Genomic DNA, 21,374 nt, shown 5'->3' on the forward strand with positions numbered 1-21,374 from the left:
TGTCGATGATCGGAACGCCGGACCGGCGCCGTCCGGACTGAACGACCCATCTCCGCATCACCCGAGATCATCCAAGCTCGTCGCTGGCTGGTACTGCGAAGGCAGGCAGGCCTGAGGAGCCCCTGTCCGTCGCGACGCTGGAGGGCGCAAGCTGCCTCTGGTCCGGGAGATTTACTCGATCTCCACGCAGATGGAATCACCGAGCTCGCGAGAGTCGGTCGCGCGGAAGCCGCAACCGTAGCCTGGACCGTCAATGGAGCCCCCTCCAGCGATCCTCGCAATCCCCCAGTACCCGACGTGAGTGCATATCTCAGCCGAGTAGGCGGAGACGGTCGCGAAATCCACGTGCTCGAAGCCTTCCAGGCACTGACCTCCGCCTCTCACTGCCGCAAAGGTGGTCTCGCCGATGTCAAAGAGCTCGTAGTTGGGTTTGCAGAGTATGTAGTCGAGCTCGCGGGTATCTTCAGCATTCTGCTGGCAGTTGTTCCACGGGCCATCCATCGAGTTCCCGTCTGCGATACGAAAGACTCCTGAATAGGGGAGTTCATTGCAGCCGGTGAATGCAAACGTCCAGAAGGCGTCGGCTATGGTCAACGGTGTGTATCCTGCGGGGCAAGTTTCTCCCTCGTATACTCCGAACTCCACCGCCTGAGCTTCAGCGGGGGCGCTCAGCGAGATGCCTCCGACGACAAGGCTGCAAATCAGGGTGCGCATGGGCTTCATGTGAGAGATGTATTTCATTTGTTCGCCAATATGTTGTTATGATGAGTTATGTTTCCAGGCCAAGCGCGTGGTCGAGCGCAGGGGTTCATCTGTGCATCCTGGTCACGCCGCGAGGTGCGTTGTGGGCTCCGCAGTGGAGAGCCCGTCCCGTGCTTCATCGGCCAGCGCGGAGGCATCATTCTCAAAAGCGGAAACGCTGTCAACGTCTGAGCGAGTGTGTCGTTTTGATGGATATCTATGGCTGAAGTGTAAATGGCAGTCTGATCCCAGTCACCCGGTCAGTAGAACAGGCCTTGCCTTCGGTCGGACTCTGGACTTCGCTCGTGGGTCCCAGAGCTCGGCGAGGCGCGTGCCGCTCGCGACGTCGTCTCCCTTCACCCGCAGCCCGAGGTCCGGAGACAGGCGCATCCGACCCGCCCCGCGACCGCGCCAGGATCATGTCCAGAGTATGCGGCGACACGGTGGGCGACGCCAGACAGCGGGCTGGAACGGCGGCGTTCGAGAAATGAAACAGTGCTATCGCTGCTGCGGGGAGTCGCGCCGGGAAGCGAACCGCCATGACGAAGAGGGCGCCAAGAAACCAGGGGATCGGGAGGGGGAATGCAGGGACAGCCCTCGGGTCGCGGGGCCATGTCGGCTTCACGCGGCGCCTCCGTTGCTTCTGCTGGACCGGGTGCGGTGCAACTTTGCGCTGTGGGCGAAGTCTCCGGCGGCGTACGGCGTGCTGGTGCAGCCTGGACGCCGATCAAGTTGCCTGCTCCCTGTGATGATGAAAACTCATGCTCCTGTGCGTCGTGGCGCGGCCCACGCTCAGCAGCGCTACGCGAGCGCGCCGCGGCGTGTTTCGGTCGGACCTTGTCGCTGCTTCATCGCGTCCCATTGCGCTCGCGACGCACGAAGAACCGCTCGATCGCGTCGAGCACCTGCAAGGCGCCGCGCGCCTCGGCGACGAGCTGGCGGTCGTCTTGCGTCTTCGCGTAGAGCTGAGCATCGAGCACGGCGCTCCACAGGCGCTCGCGGTTCCACGGCCGGACGGGGAACGGGAGGAGCGCCAGAGCCGCCTCGGCGATGGCGCTGAGGTCGGCCTCGGTCAGCACGACGTCCGTCAGGATCGGGGTGGGCGGCCTCGGCAGCTTCCTGCGGGCGCGTCTCCGCTTGGCTCGGTCGTTCATCGGCGCCTCCGGAGCTGGAGGGCCAGCGCCTCACGGGCGAGGCGGAGTCGGCTCGCCGCGGTCCCCGGGCGCATGCCGCTGGCCTTGGCGAACGCGACGAGCGAGCGGGGGTCGTCGACCGCGAGCAGGAGGTCGCGCTGCCAGGGCTTCCGGCTCACCGCTTTCAAGGTGACTTCTCTCGGTTCTCCTGAAAAGGACATACCAAAGGTTCTGCGCCGCTCGAGCTTCGCCGGATCGAGCTGCATCTGGACAAGCCGACGGAGGACGGAGATACCGTACTGCGGCTGTTGACGAACCTGCCGGAGAAGACATTACAGCCCGAGCGAGCCGCCCATGGTCGAGCAGCACCCAGGGGAATGAAGCCGAGCACGCCTCGGTCCCGGCGATGGGTAGACTCGGCGCGTCCGCAAGTCGCTCATTGGCCCTCCTTCATTCGCGGCTCGAGCGGCGGCTCGAGCGCATCGCCGTGGAACTCACGTAACATGATCGCGGCGTGCCGGGCTCCGGTCTCGACCGCATCGAGAGGATCCTCCCCGCATGTGGTAAATGGGCGTCCATCTACGTCCACCGTGACAGCCCAAGGCCACTTTTTCTCCGGAGGGTTTCGGGTCGGCTCGTGGATGCGAACCACGATGTCGCGCGGCTCGCCGTCTTCCGGGGTCAACTTAAACGTCAGCTCGATCATCACTTGCGCCTTCTGTCACAATCTTTGAGACGTCTCGAATATTCTTGCATACACCCGTCCTTACAGATCCTGTCACCCTTTGGGCAGTTGTCGGAGCACCGTTCCCAGAGTTGATCGCACTTTTCCTTGCATGCCTCTTTGCAGTCGGACGAGCTTGTCGCCCACCGGCACGAGTCGCACGACTGCGCACCGGAGCCATTGCGAACCCCAGAGGCTTCCTCACATCGATCCTTGGCTTCGTCCAAACTCGCGTGCTCGCCCTGGTACCGCGTTGTGCAGCTATCCGACGCGCCCTGGTTACTGCAGACAGCCGACCCCGCCTTCCACGTTACCGTGCACTCCACGGTTTGGGAGCACGGATCCGCATCGAAGCCCGTGTGATCTTGCGGCTCCAGTGGCACATACCACCCGAAGCCTCCGACCCCTCCTGTCGGCGTGATGATGCTGCCGCCGGCACCTTCGTTTCCCTCACCCCGGACATAGCACTCACCTACATCGTAATTGCACGCCGTGAGACCGAAGCACAGAACAGCAAATATCCTGTTCATCTCGACTTTGCCTCAAGTTTCCAAATGGGCCCAGTGGTCACCATGACGACCAGACTTCCAGGAAGAACTCGACTACTGCCGCCAGCCCAGTCCACATGGGCGCTGGTGGATACGCCCAAGGGCCCGGCGAAGTACCAGTCGGACTGGGCGCGGCCGCCTGGAGCAACCCCCCACCACGCGGTCACAGATCACGGCACCACACACCGACATCGAGTAGATCGCCAGGGACGGCCCGAGGCTGACGGTGGTTGTCTTCGTGGCGTACCCAAGAGTGACGGCCGTTCGATCGTAGACCCCTACGCCTGCCCCTGGAACGATGCTGAGCATGTTGTGGACTTCGAGCCGGAAGTCCCCCTCGCTGCGCCAGAGCCACCCGGCGAAGGGACTCACCGCAAGCCTGGGCTCGATCCCGACCTGGATCCCGCCCACGCTCACATCGCCGCTGAACTCGAGTGCTTGTGCCGGCGCCGGAACACTGACGAGCGCACAGGCACAGCCGCACAGCACGAGCGCGCTCGCCCTCCCCCTCAGCCCCTGCCCCATGCCTTCCCCTGATTCCGGATGCTCCTCCCACCGGAGGGCCGCGTCAACGGTAACATGGGCCACATTGCGTCCTCGCTGTCCCTGCATCGGCGTGCCGAGCGCGGCGGGTCGCATGGGTGGGCCGGGGCGCATGCCAGCGAGCGCAGCGCCGTCGTCGTCCACCAGCTGACCGAGCACGACCTGCCCGGGCCTCGCGAGCCCTCCTACCCCGCGCTTACGAGCATCGACCCGGAATCGTCACACCGTGTGACCTCCGTGTGCCCCGACGTCAGGGCACGGGGCTCCACGAGAGGGCACTCGGATATGCGAGAGAAACTGAGCCCTCGATGGCCTCTGACACCGTTCCGATGCGTCCGACGCGGCGTCTGCCGTGTCTTTCGCGCATCCGCCCCTCAGATTCGTCTCCGGGTTCGATTCCCGGCGCCTCCACTAATAAAGACACAGTGAGAACCGTGTCTTCTTTCTTTTGTGTGACCTGCGTGCGACCTAATAAATTTCAGCAAGAGTGGGCCGTGGTCGGGCTCGGCGTGAACGAGACCACCGGAAGCGGGCGCAGCGGGTGACGCGAGGGTACGGGGCTCCACGGAGAGCTCCACGGCGGGCACCCTGCCGGCGGGGCGCATGGGTACGAGCGGCGATCTGCGCGGTGGCAAAGTCGCCCGCACAATGAGCAGCGGCGATCGTCTGTGTCAGGGTGGCGACGAGCGCCTGGCGCGGGCTCGCCGGTGGCATGGTCGTGCCCCATGGCGCGTCCGTCACGGCCGCCGAGGGCACCGCCGAAAGCGTCACCGAATCGTCCGGCCGACCAGGGATCGCGGGGTCAGCGCCCGCGATCGCCGTGTTGACGTCGGCCTCGGGCCCCTCGAAACCCGCGCAAATCCGCCCGATCGTGTCATTTCGCTCCCCGCGCCGAGCGACGAACAGGCTCTCCTCCGGCCAGGCAACTCGGCGCCACTCCCCGCGCCGCGGCGCCGCAGAATCCCACATTCCGCCCCACTCCGAGCCCCCCGCTCCCCGCCCCCTCCTGTCCACGGCCGCTCCTCGCCGCCATCCCCCCTTTGCCACCCATGAATCCACGCCAGCGTCCGGCGCCTCCGTACCCTCTCTAAGGCCCGCGCCAGGTCAGATACCTACCGTGGGACAAAGCTCCTTGGATCGGATTGCGAGCCTCAAGACCGCATGTTAATCGGTGCCCCTCGGAGACTCCAGCGCAGCGAGGCGCGGAGCCGGGGGGAACATCGCGCGGCGCGCGGACGCTCTGTCCGCCGCGCCGTCCTGCGCCGCCCGCTCGCGAGGTGCTCTCTCGCGCCGCCCGCTGCTCGTCCAGACCGGAACGGAGCATGATATGCCTGACCATGTCCTGATCACGGGGGGCGCCGGATTCATCGGCTCCCACCTCGCCGACGAGCTCCTGCGCGCAGGGCACCGCGTCCGCGCCCTCGACAACCTCGTACCCCAGGTCCACGGCCCCGACCGGCGCCGACCGGCCCACCTCGACCCGGCCGTCGAGCTCCTGGTCGGCGATGTCCGCGACCGCGACGCCGTGAGGCGCGCCCTCCGGGGCGTCGACGCGGTCGTCCACCTCGCCGCCGCGGTGGGCGTCGGACAGAGCATGTACCGCGTCGAGCGGTACACGTCCGTCAACGCCGTCGGCACCGCCGTGCTCACCGAGGCCCTCGCCGAGCAGCCCGTGCGAAGGCTCGTGATCGCCTCCAGCATGAGCGTCTACGGAGAAGGCCTCTACCGCCGGCAGAGCGGCGAGCTCGTCGCCCCGCGGAGCCGGCCCGTCGAGCAGCTGAAGCGCGGCGCCTTCGAGGTCTGCGCCGCGGACGGCGAGGCGCTCGTCCCCGTGCCGACGCCCGAGGACAAGATACCTGCCCTCGACTCCGTCTACGCGCTGTCCAAGTACGATCAAGAGCGGCTCTGCTTCATCGCCGGTCGCGCCTACGGCATCCCCGCCGTCGCGCTCCGCCTCTTCAACGTGTACGGCCCGCGCCAGGCGCTCTCCAACCCCTACACGGGCGCGCTCGCCATCTTCGCCGCGCGCCTGCTCAACAACCGTCCTCCGCTCGTCTTCGAGGACGGGCTCCAGCAGCGCGACTTCGTGAGCGTGCACGACGTCGCCGAGGCCTGCGTCAAGGCGCTCGCCGAGGACACCGCCGCCGCCGGCAAGGTGCTCAACATCGGCACCGGCCGCCCGCGCTCGATCCGCGACGTCGCCGAGGCGCTCTGCAAGGCGCTCGGCAAGCCCGAGATCGAGCCCGAGATCACCGGCCGGTGCCGCGTGGGGGACGTCCGGCACTGCTTCGCCGACACCCGCGAGGCGCGGCGCGTCCTCGGGTTCACGCCGTCCGTCCCGTTCGAGCGCGGGCTCCTCGAGCTCGCCGGCTGGATCGACGGGCAGACGGCGCGCGACGGCGCCGCCCAGGCGCGCGCCGAGCTCGAGGCGAGGGGGCTCTCGCTGTGACGCCGCCCGTCCTCATCACCGGCGGGGCCGGCTTCATCGGATCGAGCCTCGCCGATCGCCTCCTCCGCGAGGGGGAGCCGGTCCTCGTCCTCGACAACCTCTCGCGCGCGTTCGTCGAGCGGAACGTCGAGCTCCTCCGGCAGCGCCACGGCGCCGGCGTGGAGATCCTCCTGTGCGACATCCGCGACGCGCAGGCCGTGAGCGACGCCGTGCGGCGCGCCTCGTTCGTCTTTCACCTCGCCGCGCAGGTCGCCGTCACGCGGAGCGTCTCGGACCCGGCGCTCGACTTCGAGGTGAACGCGCGCGGCACGCTCAACGTGCTCGAGGCGCTCCGGCGGCTCGACCGCCCGCCGCCGCTCCTCTTCGCCTCGACGAGCAAGGTCTACGGCGCGCTGCCCCACCTCGCGCTCGAGCGGCACGAGGACCGGGTGCGACCCCTCTGCGAGCGCGCGCGCGACCACGGCATCTCCGAGGCGCAGCCGCTCGATTTCCAGAGCCCTCACGCGTGCTCCAAGGGCGCCGCCGACCAGTACGTCCTCGATTACGCCCGCACCTTCGGCCTCGACGCCGCGGTGCTCCGGATGAGCTGCATCTACGGCCCCCGGCAGTTCGGCAGCGAGGACCAGGGGTGGATCGCCCACTTCGTCGGGCGCGCCATCCGCCGCGATCCGATCACCCTCCACGGCGACGGGCTGCAGGTCCGCGACGCGCTGTTCATCGAGGATCTCGTCGACGCCTTGCTGCTCGCGCGGCGCGAGCTCAAGCCCGCGTCGGGCTGCGCCTTCAACCTCGGGGGCGGCCCGGAGCGGGCGGTGAGCCTCGTCGAGCTGCTCGACCTCATCGCCGAGCTCGACGTCGAGGGGCGCCGCCCCGCCGTCTCGCTCGCCGCGCGGCGGCCGGGCGACCCGCCGTACTACGTCTCCGACTGCCGCGCCTTCCAGGCGCTCACCGGCTGGGTGCCGCGCGTCGCCCTCCGCGACGGGCTGCGCGCGCTCTATCAATGGCGCCTCGGGGTCGAGGAGCGCCTCGGGGCCGTCTACGCGGACGCGCCCGCGTCCGCCCGGCTGGGCCGCCTGGACCGGCGGCTGGGGGTCGCCTCGTGAAGGTCGCGCTTGTCAACCCGCCCTGGAGCTTCGACGGCAGCGTCTACCTCGGCTGCCGTGAGCCGCACCTGCCGCTCGAGCTCGGCTACGCGAAGGCGCTGCTCGAGCGCGCCGGCCACGAGGCCGCCCTCGTCGACGCCCAGGCGCGCGGGATCGACCTCGACGCCGTGCGCGCCGAGATCGCCGCGTTTCGCCCGGACATCACGGCGATCACCACGGCGCCGAGCTACCTCCTCTGGCGCTGCCCGCCGCCCGAGCTGCGCGTCCCCATGGCGGCGGCGGCCGCGCTGCGGGGCCACGGCGGCCTCCTCGTCGCGGTCGGGCCCCACGGCTCCACAACGCCCCGCGCGGCGCTCCGCAAGCTCGGCGTGGACGTCGTCGTCCTCGGCGAGTGCGAGGAGATCCTCGTCATGCTCGCGGGCGCGACCGGATCGCGCTTCTGGCAGATCCCGTCGATCGCCTACCGCAGGAACGGCATCGATCATGTGCAGGGCGGCCCCTACGCCGCCTGCGCGAGGGCGCTGCCGGCGCTGCGGTGGGACGCCGCGACGATCGCGCGGCACGTCCACCACCACCACCGCTTCGACGCCGTGCCCGAGGGGCCGAGCGCCGAGATGGAGACCTCGCGCGGCTGCCCCCACCGCGGCGCCTCCTGCGCGAAGGAGAGCGCGCGCGACACGCTCCGGAAGCGCCCGCTCGAGACGGTGCTCGACGAGCTCGACGCGCTCCTCGCCCAGGGCGTCCGCCACGTCTACTTCATCGACGAGGTGTTCCCGCCCGACAGGGCCCTCCTCGAGGCGCTCTGCGCGCGGGACGTCGTGTTCGGCGTCCAGCTCAGGATCGACGGCTGGTCGCGCGAGATGCTCGATCTCCTCAGCCGCGCGGGCTGCGTCTCGATCGAGGCCGGCGTCGAGAGCGCCTCGAACCAGGGGAGGGGCGCGCTCGCCAGGCGGTGCAGCGCATCGCCCGAGGAGATCACCGCGCTGCTCGTCCACGCCCGGCGGAGCGTGCCCTTCGTGCAGGCGAACCTGAGCCACGCGGGCGATGGCGACCCGGCCGAGGCGGCGGCGTGGCGGCAGCGCCTCCTCGGGCTCGGGGTGTGGGCGAACGAGCCCGTCCCGAGCTTCCCGTACCCCGGCTCTCCGGCGTACGCCCGGCGGTGGGGCGCGCCCGACGACGGCGCCTGGGAGCGTGCGCACGCCCATTACGTCGCCGAGCACCGGGCGTTCGGCGAACTGCAGGACAGCCGGCCGCTGCCGCTCACGGAGCTCGAGCATGGCGCGCGGTGACGGCGGCCTCTCCGGCGCGGCGGCGCCTCGGCCGCGGCCTGACCGCGTGCTGATGACGGCCGACACGCAGGGCGGCGTGTGGACCCACGCGCTCGAGCTCGCCGCGGCGCTCTCGCGCGCCGGCGTGGCCACGGCGCTCGCGGTCATGGGCGGGCCGCTGTCGCCCGGGGCGCGCGCGGCCGCGGCCGCGATCCCGGGGCTCGAGCTCGTCGAGAGCGCCTACCGGCTCGAGTGGATGGATGACCCGTGGGACGATGTCGCGGCCGCGGGCGACTGGCTGCTCGACCTGGAGGAGCGGACGCGGCCCGACCTCGTCCACCTGAACGGGTACTGCCACGCGGCCCTGCCGTTCCGGGCGCCCCGCGTCGCCGTGGGGCACGCCTGCCTGCTGTCGTGGTGGCGCGCCGTCCACCGCCGGCCGGCGCCGGTCCGCTACGATCGCTACCGCGCGCGGGTCGCGGAGGGGCTCCGCGCCGCCGAGGCCGTCGTCGCGCCGAGCGCGTCCATGCTGAGCGCCCTCGCGGGCGAGTACGGCGCGCTCGGCCTCGGGCGCGGCCACGTCATCCCGCACGCGCGCGACAGGCGGCGGTTCCTGCCGGGGGCGAAGGAGCGGTTCGTCTTCGCGGCCGGCCGGCTCTGGGACGAGGCCAAGAACCTCGCGGCCCTCGAGAAGGTCGCGCCCCACCTCCCGTGGCCCGTGCTCGTGGCCGGGAGCGACGTCGCGTCGGGCGGCGTCGGCCGCCGCGCCGGGGAGAGCCTCTGCTCGCTCGGCTGGATGAGCGAAGGCGAGCTCGCGTGGTGGATGGGGCGCGCCGCGATCTACGCCTTCCCGGCGCGGTACGCGCCGTTCGGCATGTCGGTCCTCGAGGCGGGCCTCTCCGGCTGCGCGCTCGTGCTCGGCGACCTGCCCAGCCTGCGCGAGGTCTGGGGCGACGCCGCCGTCTACGTCCCCGCGGACGATCCGGGCGCGCTCCTCGGCGCGCTCGCGCACCTCGTCCGGGACGTCGCGCGCCGCGAGGCGCTCGGCGCGCTCGCCCGCCGGCGCGCGGTGCGCTTCAGCCCGCGCGCGATGGCCCGCCGCTACCTCGAGGTCTACGCCGTCGCGCTCGCGGCCCGGCGGCCGGCCGCCTCCGAGGTCTGCCTTCCCTCGACGCCCACGCCCCGCGGGACACCATGCGAATAGCGCTCTTTTGCCACTCCCTGCTCTCCGACTGGGACCACGGGCACGCGCACTTCCTCCGCGGGATCGCGGCGGAGCTCGACGCGCGCGGCCACGACGTCCTCGCCTTCGAGCCGGCGGACGCCTTCAGCGCCGAGCGCCTCGTGGCCGCCCGCGGCCCAGCCGCGCTGCGCGAGGCCGCCGCCGTGTACCCCCGCCTCTGCCCGCGCCGCTATGCGCTCTCCACGCTGGACCTCGACGCCGCGCTCGCGGGCGTCGACGCCGTGCTCGTCCACGAGCGGAGCGACCCCGAGCTCGTGCGGCGCCTCGGCGAGCACCGCGCGCGCGCGGATCGGTATCGGCTGTTCTTCCACGACACGCACCACCGCCTGCTCACCGATCCGGCCGCGATCGTGCGGCGCGATCTCTCGGGGTACGACTGCGTGCTCGGCTTCGGAAAGAGCCTTTGCGATCTCTACCTGCGCCGCGGCGTCGCCCGGCGCGCCGTGGTGTGGCACGAGGCCGCCGACGCGCGCGTCTTCCGGCCGCTGCCGGGGGTCGAGAAGGAGCGCGATCTCGTGTGGATCGGCAACTGGGGGGACGGCGAGCGGGCGGCGGAGCTCCGCGAGTTCCTGATCGGGCCCGTGAAGGCGCTCGGGCTGCGCGCGCGCGTGCACGGGGTGGGTTATCCCGAGCACGCGCTCGCGGCGCTCGCGGACGCCGGCATCGAGCACGCCGGCTGGCTCCCCAACCACCGGGTCCCCGACGCCTTCGCGCGCGCGCGCGTCACGGTGCACGTCCCGCGGCGGCCGTACGCCGCGCTGCTCCCGGGCATCCCCACGATCCGGCCGTTCGAGGCGCTCGCGTGCGGGATCCCGCTCGTGAGCGCGCCGTGGACCGACGCCGAGCGCCTCTTCTCGCCCGGCCGCGACTACCTCGTCGCGCGCACCGGCGCGGAGATGACGGAGCACCTCCGCGCGCTCCTCGCGGACGCCGATTTCGCGCGCGGCGTCGCCGAGCACGGGCGCCGGACGGTGCTTTCGCGCCACACGTGCGCGCACCGCGCGGACACCCTGCTCGACCTCGTCGACGAGCTGCTCTTGCGGCCGTTCTACCGGCTCGCCGGCGACGAGGAGGAGGAGGACGAGCTGGAGCGGAGCGGGGCGGCGTCCGGGGTTCGCCGCTGCGACCCGGCGCATCACCGGAGCCCGCCCGCGTGAGGCGCGGCGCGGGCGGGGGTCTCGGCGCTCCGCGAGGGGCGGGGTTGCGACAACGGAGGTGTTCCGATGGTGGATGCGAACGGGAGATCGGTGGGGAGGAGCATGCGCATCCTTGTGACGGGGGGCGCCGGCTTCGTCGGCTCGCACCTGTGCGAGCGGCTCCTCGCGGACGGCCATGAGGTCATCGCGCTCGACGACTTCTCGACGGGCTCGCCGGCCAACGTGGCCCACCTGATGCGCAGCAGGCGTTTCTGGCTCGTCGAGCGCGACGTGGCGCAGCCCTTCGATTACGAGATCGACAGGGTCTACAACCTGGCGTCGCCGGCGAGCCCCGCGCGCTATCAATGCGATCCGGTGCGCACCACGATCACGAACGTGGTGGGCACGCTGAACGCGCTCTCGTGCGCCGAGCGGCACGGCGCGCGGCTCTTGCAGGCGTCGACGAGCGAGGTGTACGGCGACCCGGAGGTGCACCCGCAGCCGGAGGGCTACCTCGGGCGGGTGAACCCGATCGGGGTGCGCGCCTGTTACGACGAGGGCAAGCGTTGCGCCGAGTCGCTGGTGATGGACTTCCACCGTCAGGGGCGGGCGTCGGGGCGGATCGCGCGGATCTTCAACACGTACGGTCCCCGGATGGCGCTCGACGACGGGCGCGCGGTGAGCAACTTCATCGTCCAGGCGCTCCGGGGAGAGGAGCTGACGGTCTACGGGAGCGGGTCGCAGACGCGGAGCTTCTGTTATGTCGACGATCTGGTCGAGGGGTGTGTGCGGCTGATGGAGCACCCGGTGGAGGTGGGGCCTGTCAACCTGGGCAATCCGGTGGAGGTGACGGTGCTCGAGCTGGCGCAGGAGATCGTGCGGCTCACGGGGAGCGCGAGCCGGATCGTGTACCGCCCGCTCCCGGAGGACGATCCGAGGCAGCGGCGGCCGGCGATCGAGCTGGCCCGGCGAAGCTTGGGGTTCGAGCCGCGGGTGGCGCTCCGGCAGGGGCTCTACGCGACGATCCAGAGCTTCCGGGCGGCGCTCCTGGGGGCGGGGGAGTGCCCGCGGCGGGGGGAGCCGGCGCTGGCGAGCTGAGGAGTCGACCGCCGACCACGGCCCGACTTTGTGCCGGGGCACTTCGCTTCAGGTGTCGTGGCCCAGGAAGGCGTGCATGCGTTCGAGCTCGGCCGCCAGCTCGCGGCGGAACGCCGCATCGCGCGGCGCGCGGCCGGACACATAGCCGAGCTCGGCCCGCTCGACGCCGTCGCGTGCGCTCAGGTTGGCCCAGCCGATCACCTTTTCGCCCCACAGCAGCGGCAGCGCGTAGTAGCCCAGCTTGCGCTTGGGTGCCGGCACATAGGCCTCGAAGCGATAGGCCCAGCCCCACAGCAGCTCGAAGCGGCGGCGGTCCCACACCACCGGATCGAAGGGCGCCAGGAGGCGCACCGCCTCATCCGGCGCATGGCGGCGCGATGCCGGGTTCTCGTCGGCCGGCCACAGCCAGGTGGTGCCGTCGATCACGACGCTGGCCAGCTGCGCGCGCGCCAGCCGCATCGCCGCGCGCGATTCGCTGCGCAGCTGCGGCGCGCCGTGACCCAGCAGGCTGACCAGGTAGCCGAAGCTGGCCGCCGGCAGCGGCGCGTACTTGCGCATCACAAGCTCCACCAGCGTGGCGGCGCGGCGCGCGCGGCCGGCCGGGCTGTCGTCGGCCGGCGGATGCGACACTGCGTCGTAGACGCGCGTACCCGTGTCGCGCCGCACCACCCGGAGCATGCCGCGGTAGTGCATGCCCTCGAGCAGCTGGGTGCTGGCATTGAGCGTGTTGCCCCAGTAGCCCTGCACGCGGCCGTGATGCGAGAACTCGGCCGCCACCTCCTTCGGATGAGTTGGGCCGCGCTCGCGGATGAAGGCCAGCACCTCGGTCGCGCGGCGCCGCGTGGCGGCGTCCCATGCGCGCCTGGCGATGCGCGGATGCAGCAGCGCCAGGTGTTCGCGCGGCAGGAAGCCGTAGTTGACCAGGCGGTCCTCCTCGATCGCCAGCCGCGGATAGCGGCGCTCCAGGTCGCCGGCGCAATAGTCCCTGACGCGATGGCGCAGCGTCAGGTCCTGGGCGCGCGCTGGCGCGCGGATCGGGTCGGCCTGCACGAAACCCAGGCGCGAGATCGCGCGCCCCAGCGTGGTGGGCGCGAACAGCGTGCGCGCCACCGCATAGCGGCGCAGGTCGTCGAGATCGATGCTTTTTCTATTGGCGGGCATGGTGGCTCAGGAAGGTCGGCGCGCGGCGGGCGCCGCGAGCAGCGCCAGCTGCCGGTCGTCTGTCAGAGCGGGAGCGCCCGCTCGGGATTCGTCTGTCACGGCCGCGATTGCGGCGTCCTGGCGGGGCACTGCTCTACATCTGCCGGCGCTGAGCTGCCACTGTTTCGCGGAATCCGTGGGTGTAGTCCGAGGGCATGATGGACTTCGGATCTGTCTGGGAATGTTTCCTCTGACGGAGGACTTTGCCCTCTGCGTGCGCGTCAAGGCGTCTCCTGTCGACGATGCGCTCGGAAGCTTCGTGCTCGAGCTGCTCCTGGGAGCGCGGGGAGCTCAGGTGCGCCGCTCGAAGGCGAGCTTGAGGCCCATGCCGACCATCATCGCGCCGCTCGTCCGGTATACCCCGGTGAGGGCCGTTGGGCGCGCGCGCAGCCACGCGGAGATGGCGCCCGCGAAGTAGCCGACCAGCCCCTTCACCAGGAAGGTGAGCCACGAGAACGCCATCCCGAGCCCGATGATGAGCAAGGTCGGGTGCTCGGCGTCGCCCGGGACGAACTGGGGGAGAAAGGCGAGATAGAAGATCGTCACCTTGGGATTGGACAGGTTGGACAGCGCGCCCTCCGCGAACAGCCTGGCCATGCTCGATGGCCTCGCCTCCGAGAGATCGAGCGCGGCAGCGCGCGTGCGCAGGAGGCGTACGCCGAGATAGACGAGGTACGCAGCGCCGACGAGCTTGAGGATCAGAAACAGGGTGGCAGACGCCATGAGGATGGAACCGAGCCCCAGCGCGGCCAGCACCGTGTGGCCCACCAGGCCGAGGCTGATGCCGCCCGCGGTCGCCATACCCGCGGACGAGCCCTGCGCGAGGGAGCGCGACATCACGAGGATCATGTCCTGGCCCGGAGTCACAATGACAAGGAGCGAGGTAAGCAAGAAGAGAACGATCTGGGTCTCCGTCATCGCATCGATCCTATTTGTTGAGGTCCTTGCATGCGCAATTGTAACTGAGCGCGAACGCCTCCGCTACAGGACTGGGCTCCGCCGAGCAGGACCGCGGCGAACCACAGGCTGTCGCGCGGCGGTCAGAGCACCTCCCGGAGGTCGCGACGAGGCCTCTATCGCCCCTGCCAATATGTGCCAAACTGAGTCGGCCGGAGGGGTTCGGGTCTGGTTGAGGTCCGTGCACATCGTGGTGCTGGGTGACGGCACCGCGCTCGTGCAGACCCGCGAGAGGCACTGCGGAGCCCCCGACGAGCCGCCCTGCCAGGCCGACACGTGGGAGGCGCCGTCGCTGCATCAGACCTGCGATATCGAGAGTCCCTGCCGCGCCCCCATCGCGGCGAGCGGCGGTATCCCGGACCGCTCGCGCACCGCGCCGAGCGGCAGGTGGACGACGTCCCACAAGTTCCAGCGGTCGCTCAGATCGACCTTGCAGGCCGCGCCGCGCGCCACCGCGCGCCGCACCTTGCGCGCCTCGAAGAGGCCCACCTGCGGCGCCGCGATCGGCGTGATCTGGATCCCGATGCCACGTTGCAGGGTCATGAGGCAGTACCTTCCGCTCTCACACCACAGTACACTTCCGACGAGGCGCAAGATTTCCTGTGGACATCGACGCCTCGCTGAAGGTACCACTCGTGGTGATGCCCAGATCGCGCGCCGGCCCACGTTTGTGGTGCCCGGTCACGACGAAGCGATGCAAGGATGAGCGAGCGGTGTCCGCCGATGCGACCTGACACGACGCCAGGGTCGTGCCGGCCCGCTACCGGCTCAAGGAACCAAGCCGAGTGGCGCTGTCGGAGCTCACCGTCCGATCGCCGCCCCACAGCGCTGAAATTATCAGAAGAAGGACCGATGCGATTCAACAAATTCATATGGTCCCTGTTTTGCGCCTCGAAGGCAGGTCGGGCTGCCATTTCCAGATACAAGTCCTTCCTCGCGCGAGACGAGCGATGGGCCGAGCTCGCCCCGAAGAACTGGATGGAGAAGCTCCGACCGATCGATGCGATGGCCGCGCAGGTGGTGTTCGACGAGGCCGTGGGCGGGCGGGTCGCTTCCCAGGATCATGCCGGCGAGCTCTACGGGCGACTGCTGGACGAGGGCTTCACCCTCTCGCTCGAAGTTGATGACGGCGACACCATCTATACGGTCGTCGGTGGTGACGACGGGCTCGAAGCTTGGATCAGCATGATCCAGGGTATCTCCCTGGGCCTGTTCAAGGCCCACCCGGAGCATTTTGCTCTGTACCTTTTTTTGCGCCAGTTCAATCGATTCAACGAGATCTGTGATGAATTCGGGATCGCCGTTCCGGTGCTCCCGGGTAAGGCGAGCTGGCGGGATCGGGCGATGTTCTACCTGCGCATCAACGCATCCCTCCAGGAGTTCCGCCGCATCCATGGGCTGACCCCCGCCGAGCTCTGCGCGTTCCTGTACGACTTCGCGCCGCACCACCTCGCGCAGGAGCAAGACGAGCTCCCGCCTGCGTCGAAGGTCTGGTTCCTCATGGGCGGCGCCGGGGACAGCAGCGATTTCGAGTTTCTTGACGCCGCTGGCGACGACTCCACGAGCTACTGGCAGGGGAACGTCGACACTCGCCGGGGAGACATCATGGTGATGTGGTGCGTCTCCCCGCGCAGCTACGTCCACTCCGTCTGGCGAGCGGAGACCGACGGCTTCATCGATCCATTCTTCCATTACCATAGTACCGTGTGGATCAGCGCGCCCGTGAAGGTGCCCGAGATTTCGTTCAGGGAGATCGCCGCAGATCCGGTCTGGTCCAAGAAGCCGGCCGTGAAAGCTCACTTTCAAGGCGCGAGCGGCAAGCCCGTGACGGCCGAGGAGTACGAGGCGCTGCTCCGGATGTTCAAACGGAAGCGTGGTAAGATAGTGGATCTGCCACGGCTCCACAGGCCGGACCTGCCCGAACATGACGACGTGGAGAGCGAACGGGAGGTAGAGCAGAGGCTGCTGGAGCCACTCCTCCGAGAGCTCGGGTATGTCGAACGCGACTGGATCCGAAACATGCCTGTCCGCATGGGTCGCGGCGAGCGGGTGTACCCGGACTACGCGATCGGGGCCGTGCTGAAGCGGGGTGAGGAGACCGCGCGGATCATCCTCGAGGCCAAGCGAGAGCTCGCGACGGAGAAACAGATCCTCGACGCGTACCAGCAAGCGAAGTCGTACGCGCAGCGCCTCCAATCAGCCTCCTTCGTCCTCGTCGCCCGCGAGGGCATCTGGATCTTCTTGCAGGAAAAAGGAGGGTTCTTGAGGAGCCGATACCTACACAGGTCGTGGGCGGAGCTCGGCGGCTCGGATGGGCTCCACGAGGTGAAGCTGCTGATCGGCAAGGCGAAGTCTCGCGCCTGGGCTGCCGCGCCGAGGATGCCTGGCTGACGCGCTCAGGAGAGCGCCGGCCTTGGTAGCCGTGGCCACCTCACCGGCTGCGCCATGCCGACCCCCCGGACGAGGACCTCGGCCGCGCCGAGCCCCCGCCGACCTGCCTCGGAGCGCGCCGGCCGCCCGGCTATCCGGGTGCGCGGTACCTCGCCACGACGATCATCGACGACCTGGTGGAGGTGTGTGTGCGGCTGATGGAGCACCTGCTGGAGGTGGGGCCTGTGAACCTGGGCAATCCGGTGGAGGTGACGGTGCTCGAGCTGGCGCAGGAGATCGTGCGGCTCACGGGGAGCGCGAGCCGGATCGTGCTCCGGCCGCTGCCGGATGACGACCCGAGGCAGCGGCGGCCGGCGATCGAGCTGGCCCGGCGAAGCCTGGGGTTCGAGCCGCGGGTGGCGCTCCGGCAGGGGCTCTACGCGACGATCCAGAGCTTCCGGGCGGCGCTCCTGGGGGCGGGGGAGTGCCCGCGGCGGGGGGAGCCGGCGCTGGCGAGCTGAGGAGTCGACCCGGCTGGTCGAGCGCGCCTCGGGGCTGCGCGCCTCGTGGCCACCCGCTGCGCAGCACGTCGGGCTGACGTCAGTATGTCTCGACGGTGATCGCCATGCCGTTCGTGCGCGGTGGCTTTCCCCCGTGCAACCTTTGTGATGAGGGGTCCTTGACAATGTATGCCGGCTGAGGGCAGGATGTATGCCTGCGGGTCACGGCGCGGAGGTGCTCATGGCGAACGGGGGTAGCGGAACGAGCATGAAGCGGAAGTCCTTCTTCGTTGACGAGCAGACCTTGCGCCGCGCCAAGCGGCTCCTCGGCGTCGATTCGGAGGCGGAGGTCGTCCGGCTGTCTCTGGAGCGGGTGGTGGAGATGGAGGAGTTCTGGCAGTTTATGAAAAAGACCCGGCTCAGCATCCCGCCTGGAAGCATAGAGTAGAGAGAGCCCGTGACGTGCGCTGGGCCATCCTCGACACGAACGTGTATATCGGCCACTGGGAGCGCGGTCTCTACCAGGCCGAGCTCGAGACGATCCGGCGTAGTTACATCGTCCGACACAGCTCGGTGGTTTTTTCGGAGCTGCGCCGAGGCGCACGGACGCGGGCCGCTCAGCGCCTTGTGGAATCGCTCCGCCGGCTGGCGAGCGTCCAGTGGGAGCCGTCTGACGCTGACTGGTGGGAGGCGGGGCGTCTGATCCGGAAGATCGGCGACGCGCAGGGCTGGGAGACGAGCAAGCGCCGGGACTTCCAGAATGATGCGCTCATCGCGCTCACGGCGCGGCGTCAGGGAGCGACAGTGATCACCGCGAACCGGGCGGATTTCGAGATCCTCTCGGCAGAGATCAAGGTCCCGCTCCACGTGCTCTGACGGCGCACCTACCGGGCGTCAGGCAGCCCACCCGGCTCACGCAGGCCCGGGCAGGCAAGCTCGTCGCGGCGGGGCGCTTTGCGCGAGGAAAGCTTTCACGCCGCGAGCCAACCACCGACTAGGCGCTGCACTGTATTCGCCTTCGGGTAGCGGCCGATGCCGGCCCGTTCTCCCGCCTCCCCGAGGAGCGTGTGCGAACGCCGGCGGGACGCGCCGCGAGTGCCGGCGCTCCGGCGGCCGATCGTCAAGCTGTGTGGAGCTCGTCATTGAGACGGCGCGCGACGCTTGACGAGGCCGAGGCGGACGCGCTCGGCGGAGAGGGCGGCCTCGCAGGCGGCGTAGGTGTCGAGCCCGAGCGCTGCGGGCTCAGGGAGATGACCGGCGAGGGCGGCCTTGACGAGATCGGGGCGGTGGAAGATCGGGGCCCAGAGGGAGGCGGGCATGACACGGTCGGCGGAGGCGAAGCTGAGGAGCGAGGAGAGGTTGCCCTCTGCGGCGAAGAAAGGGGTGCCGTGGACGAGGGCTGCGTGTTTCGCGCATCGTGAACACTCGTCCCGCGCCATCGTGAACGCCCGTCACGCGGCATCGTGATCGGAGCGAAGCGACGTCCCTCTGGTTCCCTCTTGGTGTCTCCTTCCCGTCTTGCCGGACGGGTCCGAGGGTACCCCACGTTCCACTTGACAATCAACCGCCCGGCCGTCGCGGCGTGTCTCATCTCCATTGTGGGTGAGGCGCTCCCCGTTGCGCGCTCACGTCCGTCGCGCGCTCTTATCCGCGCTTGCCCTCCTTTCGCCTCGAAGGCCCGTTCAGCGCGATGCGATGGGCGCCGTGCAGGACGCGGTCGCAGATCGCGTCGGCGACGGTCGGATCGGCGAGGTAGTCGTGCCAGCGCTCGGGAGGGAGCTGGCTCGCGATCACGGTGGCGCGCATCGCGTACCGGTCCTCGAGCACCTCGAGCAGATCGCGCCGCTCGGTCTCCGACACGGGCGCGATCGCGAAGTCGTCGATCACGAGCACGTCGACGCGCGCGAGACGCGCGAGCTGGCGCGGGTAGCTGCCGTCGGCGCGGGCGAGGCGGAGCTCGTCGAAGAGGCGGGACGCGCGCCGGTACACCGCGCGGTAGCCCTTGCGACACGCTTGCTGGGCGAGCGCGCAGGACACGTACGTCTTGCCCGTTCCGGTCGCGCCGCTGATGAGCACGACCTGGTGCTCCTCGATCCATTTACCGGTCCCGAGTTGCCGGATGAAGGATTTGTCGAGTTCTCGACGCGGTGGATAGTCGATGCCCTCGACCGTAGCCTCTGCGATGCGCAGCTTCGCCTCCGTGAGCGCTCGCTTCAGGCGCTTGTTCTCGCGCGCCATCCACTCAGCGTCGACGAGCATCGCGAAGCGCTCGTCGAAGGACAGTGCCACGGTGTCTGCACTCTGTTGCTGCTCCAACCATGCGGCGGCCATCGTGCCGAGCCGCATCGCGTAGAGCTTCTCCATCGTTGGTTCTTTCAACATCTATTCTCTCTATATGCAACAGGATTGTCTGACGTCCACGCGCTCGTTGCCGACCACGATCGGGGGCCCACGCGCGCGTCGCCGTGCCTCCCGGGGGCGCGACATCGGAGGCAACGTGCGTGGGCACGAGACCGCGTCGGCGAGCGCGCCGCGCTGCGAGGCTCCAGCGTCCTCGTCCAGTGTCTCGAAGAGAGCTATCGCCCGTTGCTCGTCGAACCGTCCACCGAACACGGCGGCGAGCCACTGCGCTCGATGCGCCTCTGCTGGCAACGTCGTGACGGCGAGCAGCATCGTCGTCAGCCAAGCGATCATGAGACCTGTCGGCATGTCGTCACTCCGGTCAGTGGTAGTAGTCGCTGCCGCGCACGTTCTCGTGGGCGACGCTCGGCGCTTCGCGTGGCGCGTTGTCGAGCATGGGCGCGCGATCCAGCCCATGCTTCAGGATCGACTCGACGTGCCTGTACGAGCGCGCCCCCACGGCGAGCGCTCGCCCGCACGCCGCCTCGACGCGCTCGTTGCCGAAGCGCTTCGCGAGGCGGAACAGGCCGAGGCACGAGCGGTAGCCGTGCTCGGGATGGCGGCGCTCGGCGAGGATCGCCTCCGACAGCATGGCCGTCATCGGCCCCACGGTGCTCGCCCAGCCGAGGATGCGTGTCGGTGTCCACTCCGCGTGCTTCTGGTGCGATGCCGGCATGTGCTGCGGATCGGTCGTGTGTCGCCCGGGAACATCGCTGCGCAGGTGCGACGCGACGCGCCCACGGCTGTGGAACAGCTCCACCGTCGTCGCCGTCGAGCGCGCCCAGAGTTCCTCGTGCACCAGCGTGAACGGCGCCGAGTAGAAGTGGTCGCGGACCTTCGCGTGATAGTCGATGTTCAGCCGCGTCTTCGTCCACTCGGCGTGCACGAACGGCTCCTCCGGCAACGGGCGGAGCGCGGGCTTGTCGAGCCGCTCGAACAGCTCGAGCCGGCTCGCCTTGTAGTGCCTCATCACACGGCGATTGAGCTCGGCGCAAAGCTCGGCGATCCGCGCGTTGAGCGCGCCGAGGGAGTCGAACTGCTCGTTGCGCATGCGCGCGAGGATCCATCGCTCCGCGACCAATACGGCGACCTCGACCTTTGCCTTGTCGCGCGGCGATCGCGGGCGGGCCGGCAGGATCGTCGTGCCGTAGTGACGCCCGAGCTCGGCGAACGTCCGCTGTACGCCGGGCTCGTAGCGGCTCGACACCGTGACGGCGCTCTTGAGCTGGTCGGGCACGACCGCGTTCGTCACGCCGCCGAAGAACGTGAACGCCCGCGCGTTGCTCGCCGTGAAGTCGGCGAGTCTTTGCGTGCGCGTCGCCTCTGCGTACGTGTAGCTCGAGGCCCCGAGGACCGCGACGAACAGCTCGACCTCGACGACCTCGCCGGTCGCCCGCTCCACGTAGTGCGGCTTCTTGCCCGCGTAATCGACGAACATCTTGTCGCCGGCGGCATGCACCTGGCGCATCGTCGGCGCACGCTGGTCGAGCCATGCGCGGTACACGTCACAGAACTTCGTGTAGCGGTAGCCGTCTGGATGATGCTCCAGGTACTCGAGATGAAGCAGCTGCAACGTCACGCCTGGCCGTCGCAGCTCCACGTGCAACGACGCCGGATCTGGCAGCGGTCGCGGGTCATGCGACGTGATCCGCGGCCCGAAGAGCCGCTCGTCGAGCGCCTCGTCGTCGAGCGCCTCTATCGCCGTCCAGTCCAGCCCGAGCGCCATCGCCCGGCCCGCGACCTTGCTGACCGTCCCTATGCTCACGCCAAGCGCGGCCACCACCTCGCGGTGGCTTCGCTTCAGCGTCAACTTCTGCCGCAGGATCTCTCGTGCTTGATGCATCGCCAGCCTCTCCGTCGCCATCGCACCTCCTCGCGGGGCCGACGGCGTTCGGGGAACCAGCAGACGTCGCTCGCCGTCGTCCCGGCACGACGGTCGTACCGGAACAGACGGTCAGGTG

General features: G+C 69.6%; 20 protein-coding genes. 10 read left to right on the forward strand and 10 right to left on the reverse strand.

The genetic code is table 11. The annotated features are described in order from the left end of the window. Positions 1-171: 171 nt before the first annotated feature. From WMF17_RS44170 to WMF17_RS44185, 4 genes are all read right to left on the reverse strand, one after another. Positions 172-741, reverse strand: coding sequence for a hypothetical protein (locus tag WMF17_RS44170; protein ID WP_437646922.1), 570 nt, complete (start codon positions 739-741; stop codon positions 172-174). 848 nt (positions 742-1,589) lie between these two features. Then, entirely contained in the window at positions 1,590-1,895 is a 306-nt protein-coding gene (locus WMF17_RS44175; protein ID WP_437599569.1) for a hypothetical protein, read from the reverse strand. Next, on the reverse strand, positions 1,892-2,053 hold the full coding sequence (locus tag WMF17_RS44180) for a hypothetical protein (protein ID WP_437646924.1): 162 nt from the start codon (positions 2,051-2,053) through the stop codon (positions 1,892-1,894). Before WMF17_RS44180 ends, WMF17_RS44175 begins: the two co-directional genes overlap by 4 nt. Before the next feature lie 257 nt (positions 2,054-2,310). Then, the gene (locus tag WMF17_RS44185; RefSeq protein ID WP_437646926.1) at positions 2,311-2,580 is read right to left on the reverse strand and encodes a hypothetical protein; all 270 of its coding nucleotides are present in this window, start codon (positions 2,578-2,580) and stop codon (positions 2,311-2,313) included. 2,436 nt (positions 2,581-5,016) lie between these two features. On the opposite strand from WMF17_RS44185, the gene WMF17_RS44190 reads away from it, so the two are divergent. The 6 genes from WMF17_RS44190 to WMF17_RS44215 all read left to right on the forward strand — a co-directional run bounded on the left by WMF17_RS44190 (position 5,017) and on the right by WMF17_RS44215 (position 11,986). After that, positions 5,017-6,138, forward strand: coding sequence for an NAD-dependent epimerase/dehydratase family protein (locus WMF17_RS44190; protein WP_437646928.1), 1,122 nt, complete (start codon positions 5,017-5,019; stop codon positions 6,136-6,138). Further along, on the forward strand, positions 6,135-7,241 hold the full coding sequence (locus WMF17_RS44195) for an SDR family NAD(P)-dependent oxidoreductase (protein WP_437646930.1): 1,107 nt from the start codon (positions 6,135-6,137) through the stop codon (positions 7,239-7,241). Before WMF17_RS44190 ends, WMF17_RS44195 begins: the two co-directional genes overlap by 4 nt. After that, positions 7,238-8,530 carry a TIGR04295 family B12-binding domain-containing radical SAM protein gene (locus WMF17_RS44200; protein WP_437646932.1) on the forward strand — a complete coding sequence of 431 codons (1,293 nt, stop codon included), beginning with the start codon at positions 7,238-7,240 and terminating at the stop codon, positions 8,528-8,530. The genes WMF17_RS44195 and WMF17_RS44200 overlap by 4 nt, the downstream gene beginning before the upstream one ends. Continuing rightward, on the forward strand, positions 8,517-9,713 hold the full coding sequence (locus WMF17_RS44205) for a glycosyltransferase family 4 protein (protein ID WP_437646934.1): 1,197 nt from the start codon (positions 8,517-8,519) through the stop codon (positions 9,711-9,713). Before WMF17_RS44200 ends, WMF17_RS44205 begins: the two co-directional genes overlap by 14 nt. Further along, complete coding sequence (locus WMF17_RS44210) at positions 9,704-10,909, forward strand: CgeB family protein (protein ID WP_437646936.1); 1,206 nt, start codon at positions 9,704-9,706, stop codon at positions 10,907-10,909. Before WMF17_RS44205 ends, WMF17_RS44210 begins: the two co-directional genes overlap by 10 nt. Positions 10,910-10,975: 66 nt before the next feature. Beyond that, positions 10,976-11,986, forward strand: coding sequence for a UDP-glucuronic acid decarboxylase family protein (locus WMF17_RS44215; RefSeq protein WP_437646938.1), 1,011 nt, complete (start codon positions 10,976-10,978; stop codon positions 11,984-11,986). A gap of 48 nt (positions 11,987-12,034) precedes the next feature. Here WMF17_RS44215 and WMF17_RS44220 read toward each other — a convergent pair whose 3' ends face one another. The 3 genes from WMF17_RS44220 to WMF17_RS44230 all read right to left on the reverse strand — a co-directional run bounded on the left by WMF17_RS44220 (position 12,035) and on the right by WMF17_RS44230 (position 14,686). Next, on the reverse strand, positions 12,035-13,147 hold the full coding sequence (locus tag WMF17_RS44220; RefSeq protein ID WP_437646940.1) for a DNA glycosylase AlkZ-like family protein: 1,113 nt from the start codon (positions 13,145-13,147) through the stop codon (positions 12,035-12,037). Positions 13,148-13,477: 330 nt separating this feature from the next. Then, entirely contained in the window at positions 13,478-14,104 is a 627-nt protein-coding gene (locus tag WMF17_RS44225) for a LysE family translocator (protein WP_437646941.1), read from the reverse strand. A 336-nt stretch (positions 14,105-14,440) separates the two neighbouring features. Beyond that, on the reverse strand, positions 14,441-14,686 hold the full coding sequence (locus WMF17_RS44230; RefSeq protein WP_437646943.1) for a hypothetical protein: 246 nt from the start codon (positions 14,684-14,686) through the stop codon (positions 14,441-14,443). Positions 14,687-15,148: 462 nt separating this feature from the next. Here WMF17_RS44230 and WMF17_RS44235 point away from each other — a divergent pair, with 462 nt between their 5' ends. The 4 genes from WMF17_RS44235 (at position 15,149) to WMF17_RS44250 (ending at position 17,889) form a co-directional block, all read left to right on the forward strand. Further along, positions 15,149-16,534: a hypothetical protein gene (locus tag WMF17_RS44235; protein WP_437646945.1), complete on the forward strand. Its 1,386-nt coding sequence runs from the start codon at positions 15,149-15,151 to the stop codon at positions 16,532-16,534. Positions 16,535-16,731: 197 nt separating this feature from the next. Then, positions 16,732-17,034, forward strand: coding sequence for a hypothetical protein (locus WMF17_RS44240; protein ID WP_437646947.1), 303 nt, complete (start codon positions 16,732-16,734; stop codon positions 17,032-17,034). A 247-nt stretch (positions 17,035-17,281) separates the two neighbouring features. Continuing rightward, positions 17,282-17,461, forward strand: coding sequence for a hypothetical protein (locus WMF17_RS44245; protein WP_437646949.1), 180 nt, complete (start codon positions 17,282-17,284; stop codon positions 17,459-17,461). 14 nt (positions 17,462-17,475) lie between these two features. Continuing rightward, positions 17,476-17,889, forward strand: a complete 414-nt coding sequence (locus tag WMF17_RS44250) for a type II toxin-antitoxin system VapC family toxin (RefSeq protein ID WP_437646950.1) — start codon at positions 17,476-17,478, stop codon at positions 17,887-17,889. 263 nt (positions 17,890-18,152) lie between these two features. Here WMF17_RS44250 and WMF17_RS44255 read toward each other — a convergent pair whose 3' ends face one another. From WMF17_RS44255 to istA, 3 genes are all read right to left on the reverse strand, one after another. Continuing rightward, positions 18,153-18,332 carry a hypothetical protein gene (locus tag WMF17_RS44255; RefSeq protein ID WP_437646952.1) on the reverse strand — a complete coding sequence of 60 codons (180 nt, stop codon included), beginning with the start codon at positions 18,330-18,332 and terminating at the stop codon, positions 18,153-18,155. A 325-nt stretch (positions 18,333-18,657) separates the two neighbouring features. Next, positions 18,658-19,395, reverse strand: coding sequence for an IS21-like element helper ATPase IstB (gene istB, locus WMF17_RS44260; protein ID WP_437644948.1), 738 nt, complete (start codon positions 19,393-19,395; stop codon positions 18,658-18,660). A 340-nt stretch (positions 19,396-19,735) separates the two neighbouring features. Further along, complete coding sequence (gene istA, locus WMF17_RS44265; RefSeq protein ID WP_437644946.1) at positions 19,736-21,256, reverse strand: IS21 family transposase; 1,521 nt, start codon at positions 21,254-21,256, stop codon at positions 19,736-19,738. Positions 21,257-21,374: the final 118 nt, after the last annotated feature.

The organism is Sorangium sp. So ce362, from assembly GCF_051519845.1.
GTDB lineage: Bacteria > Myxococcota_A > Polyangia > Polyangiales > Polyangiaceae > Sorangium.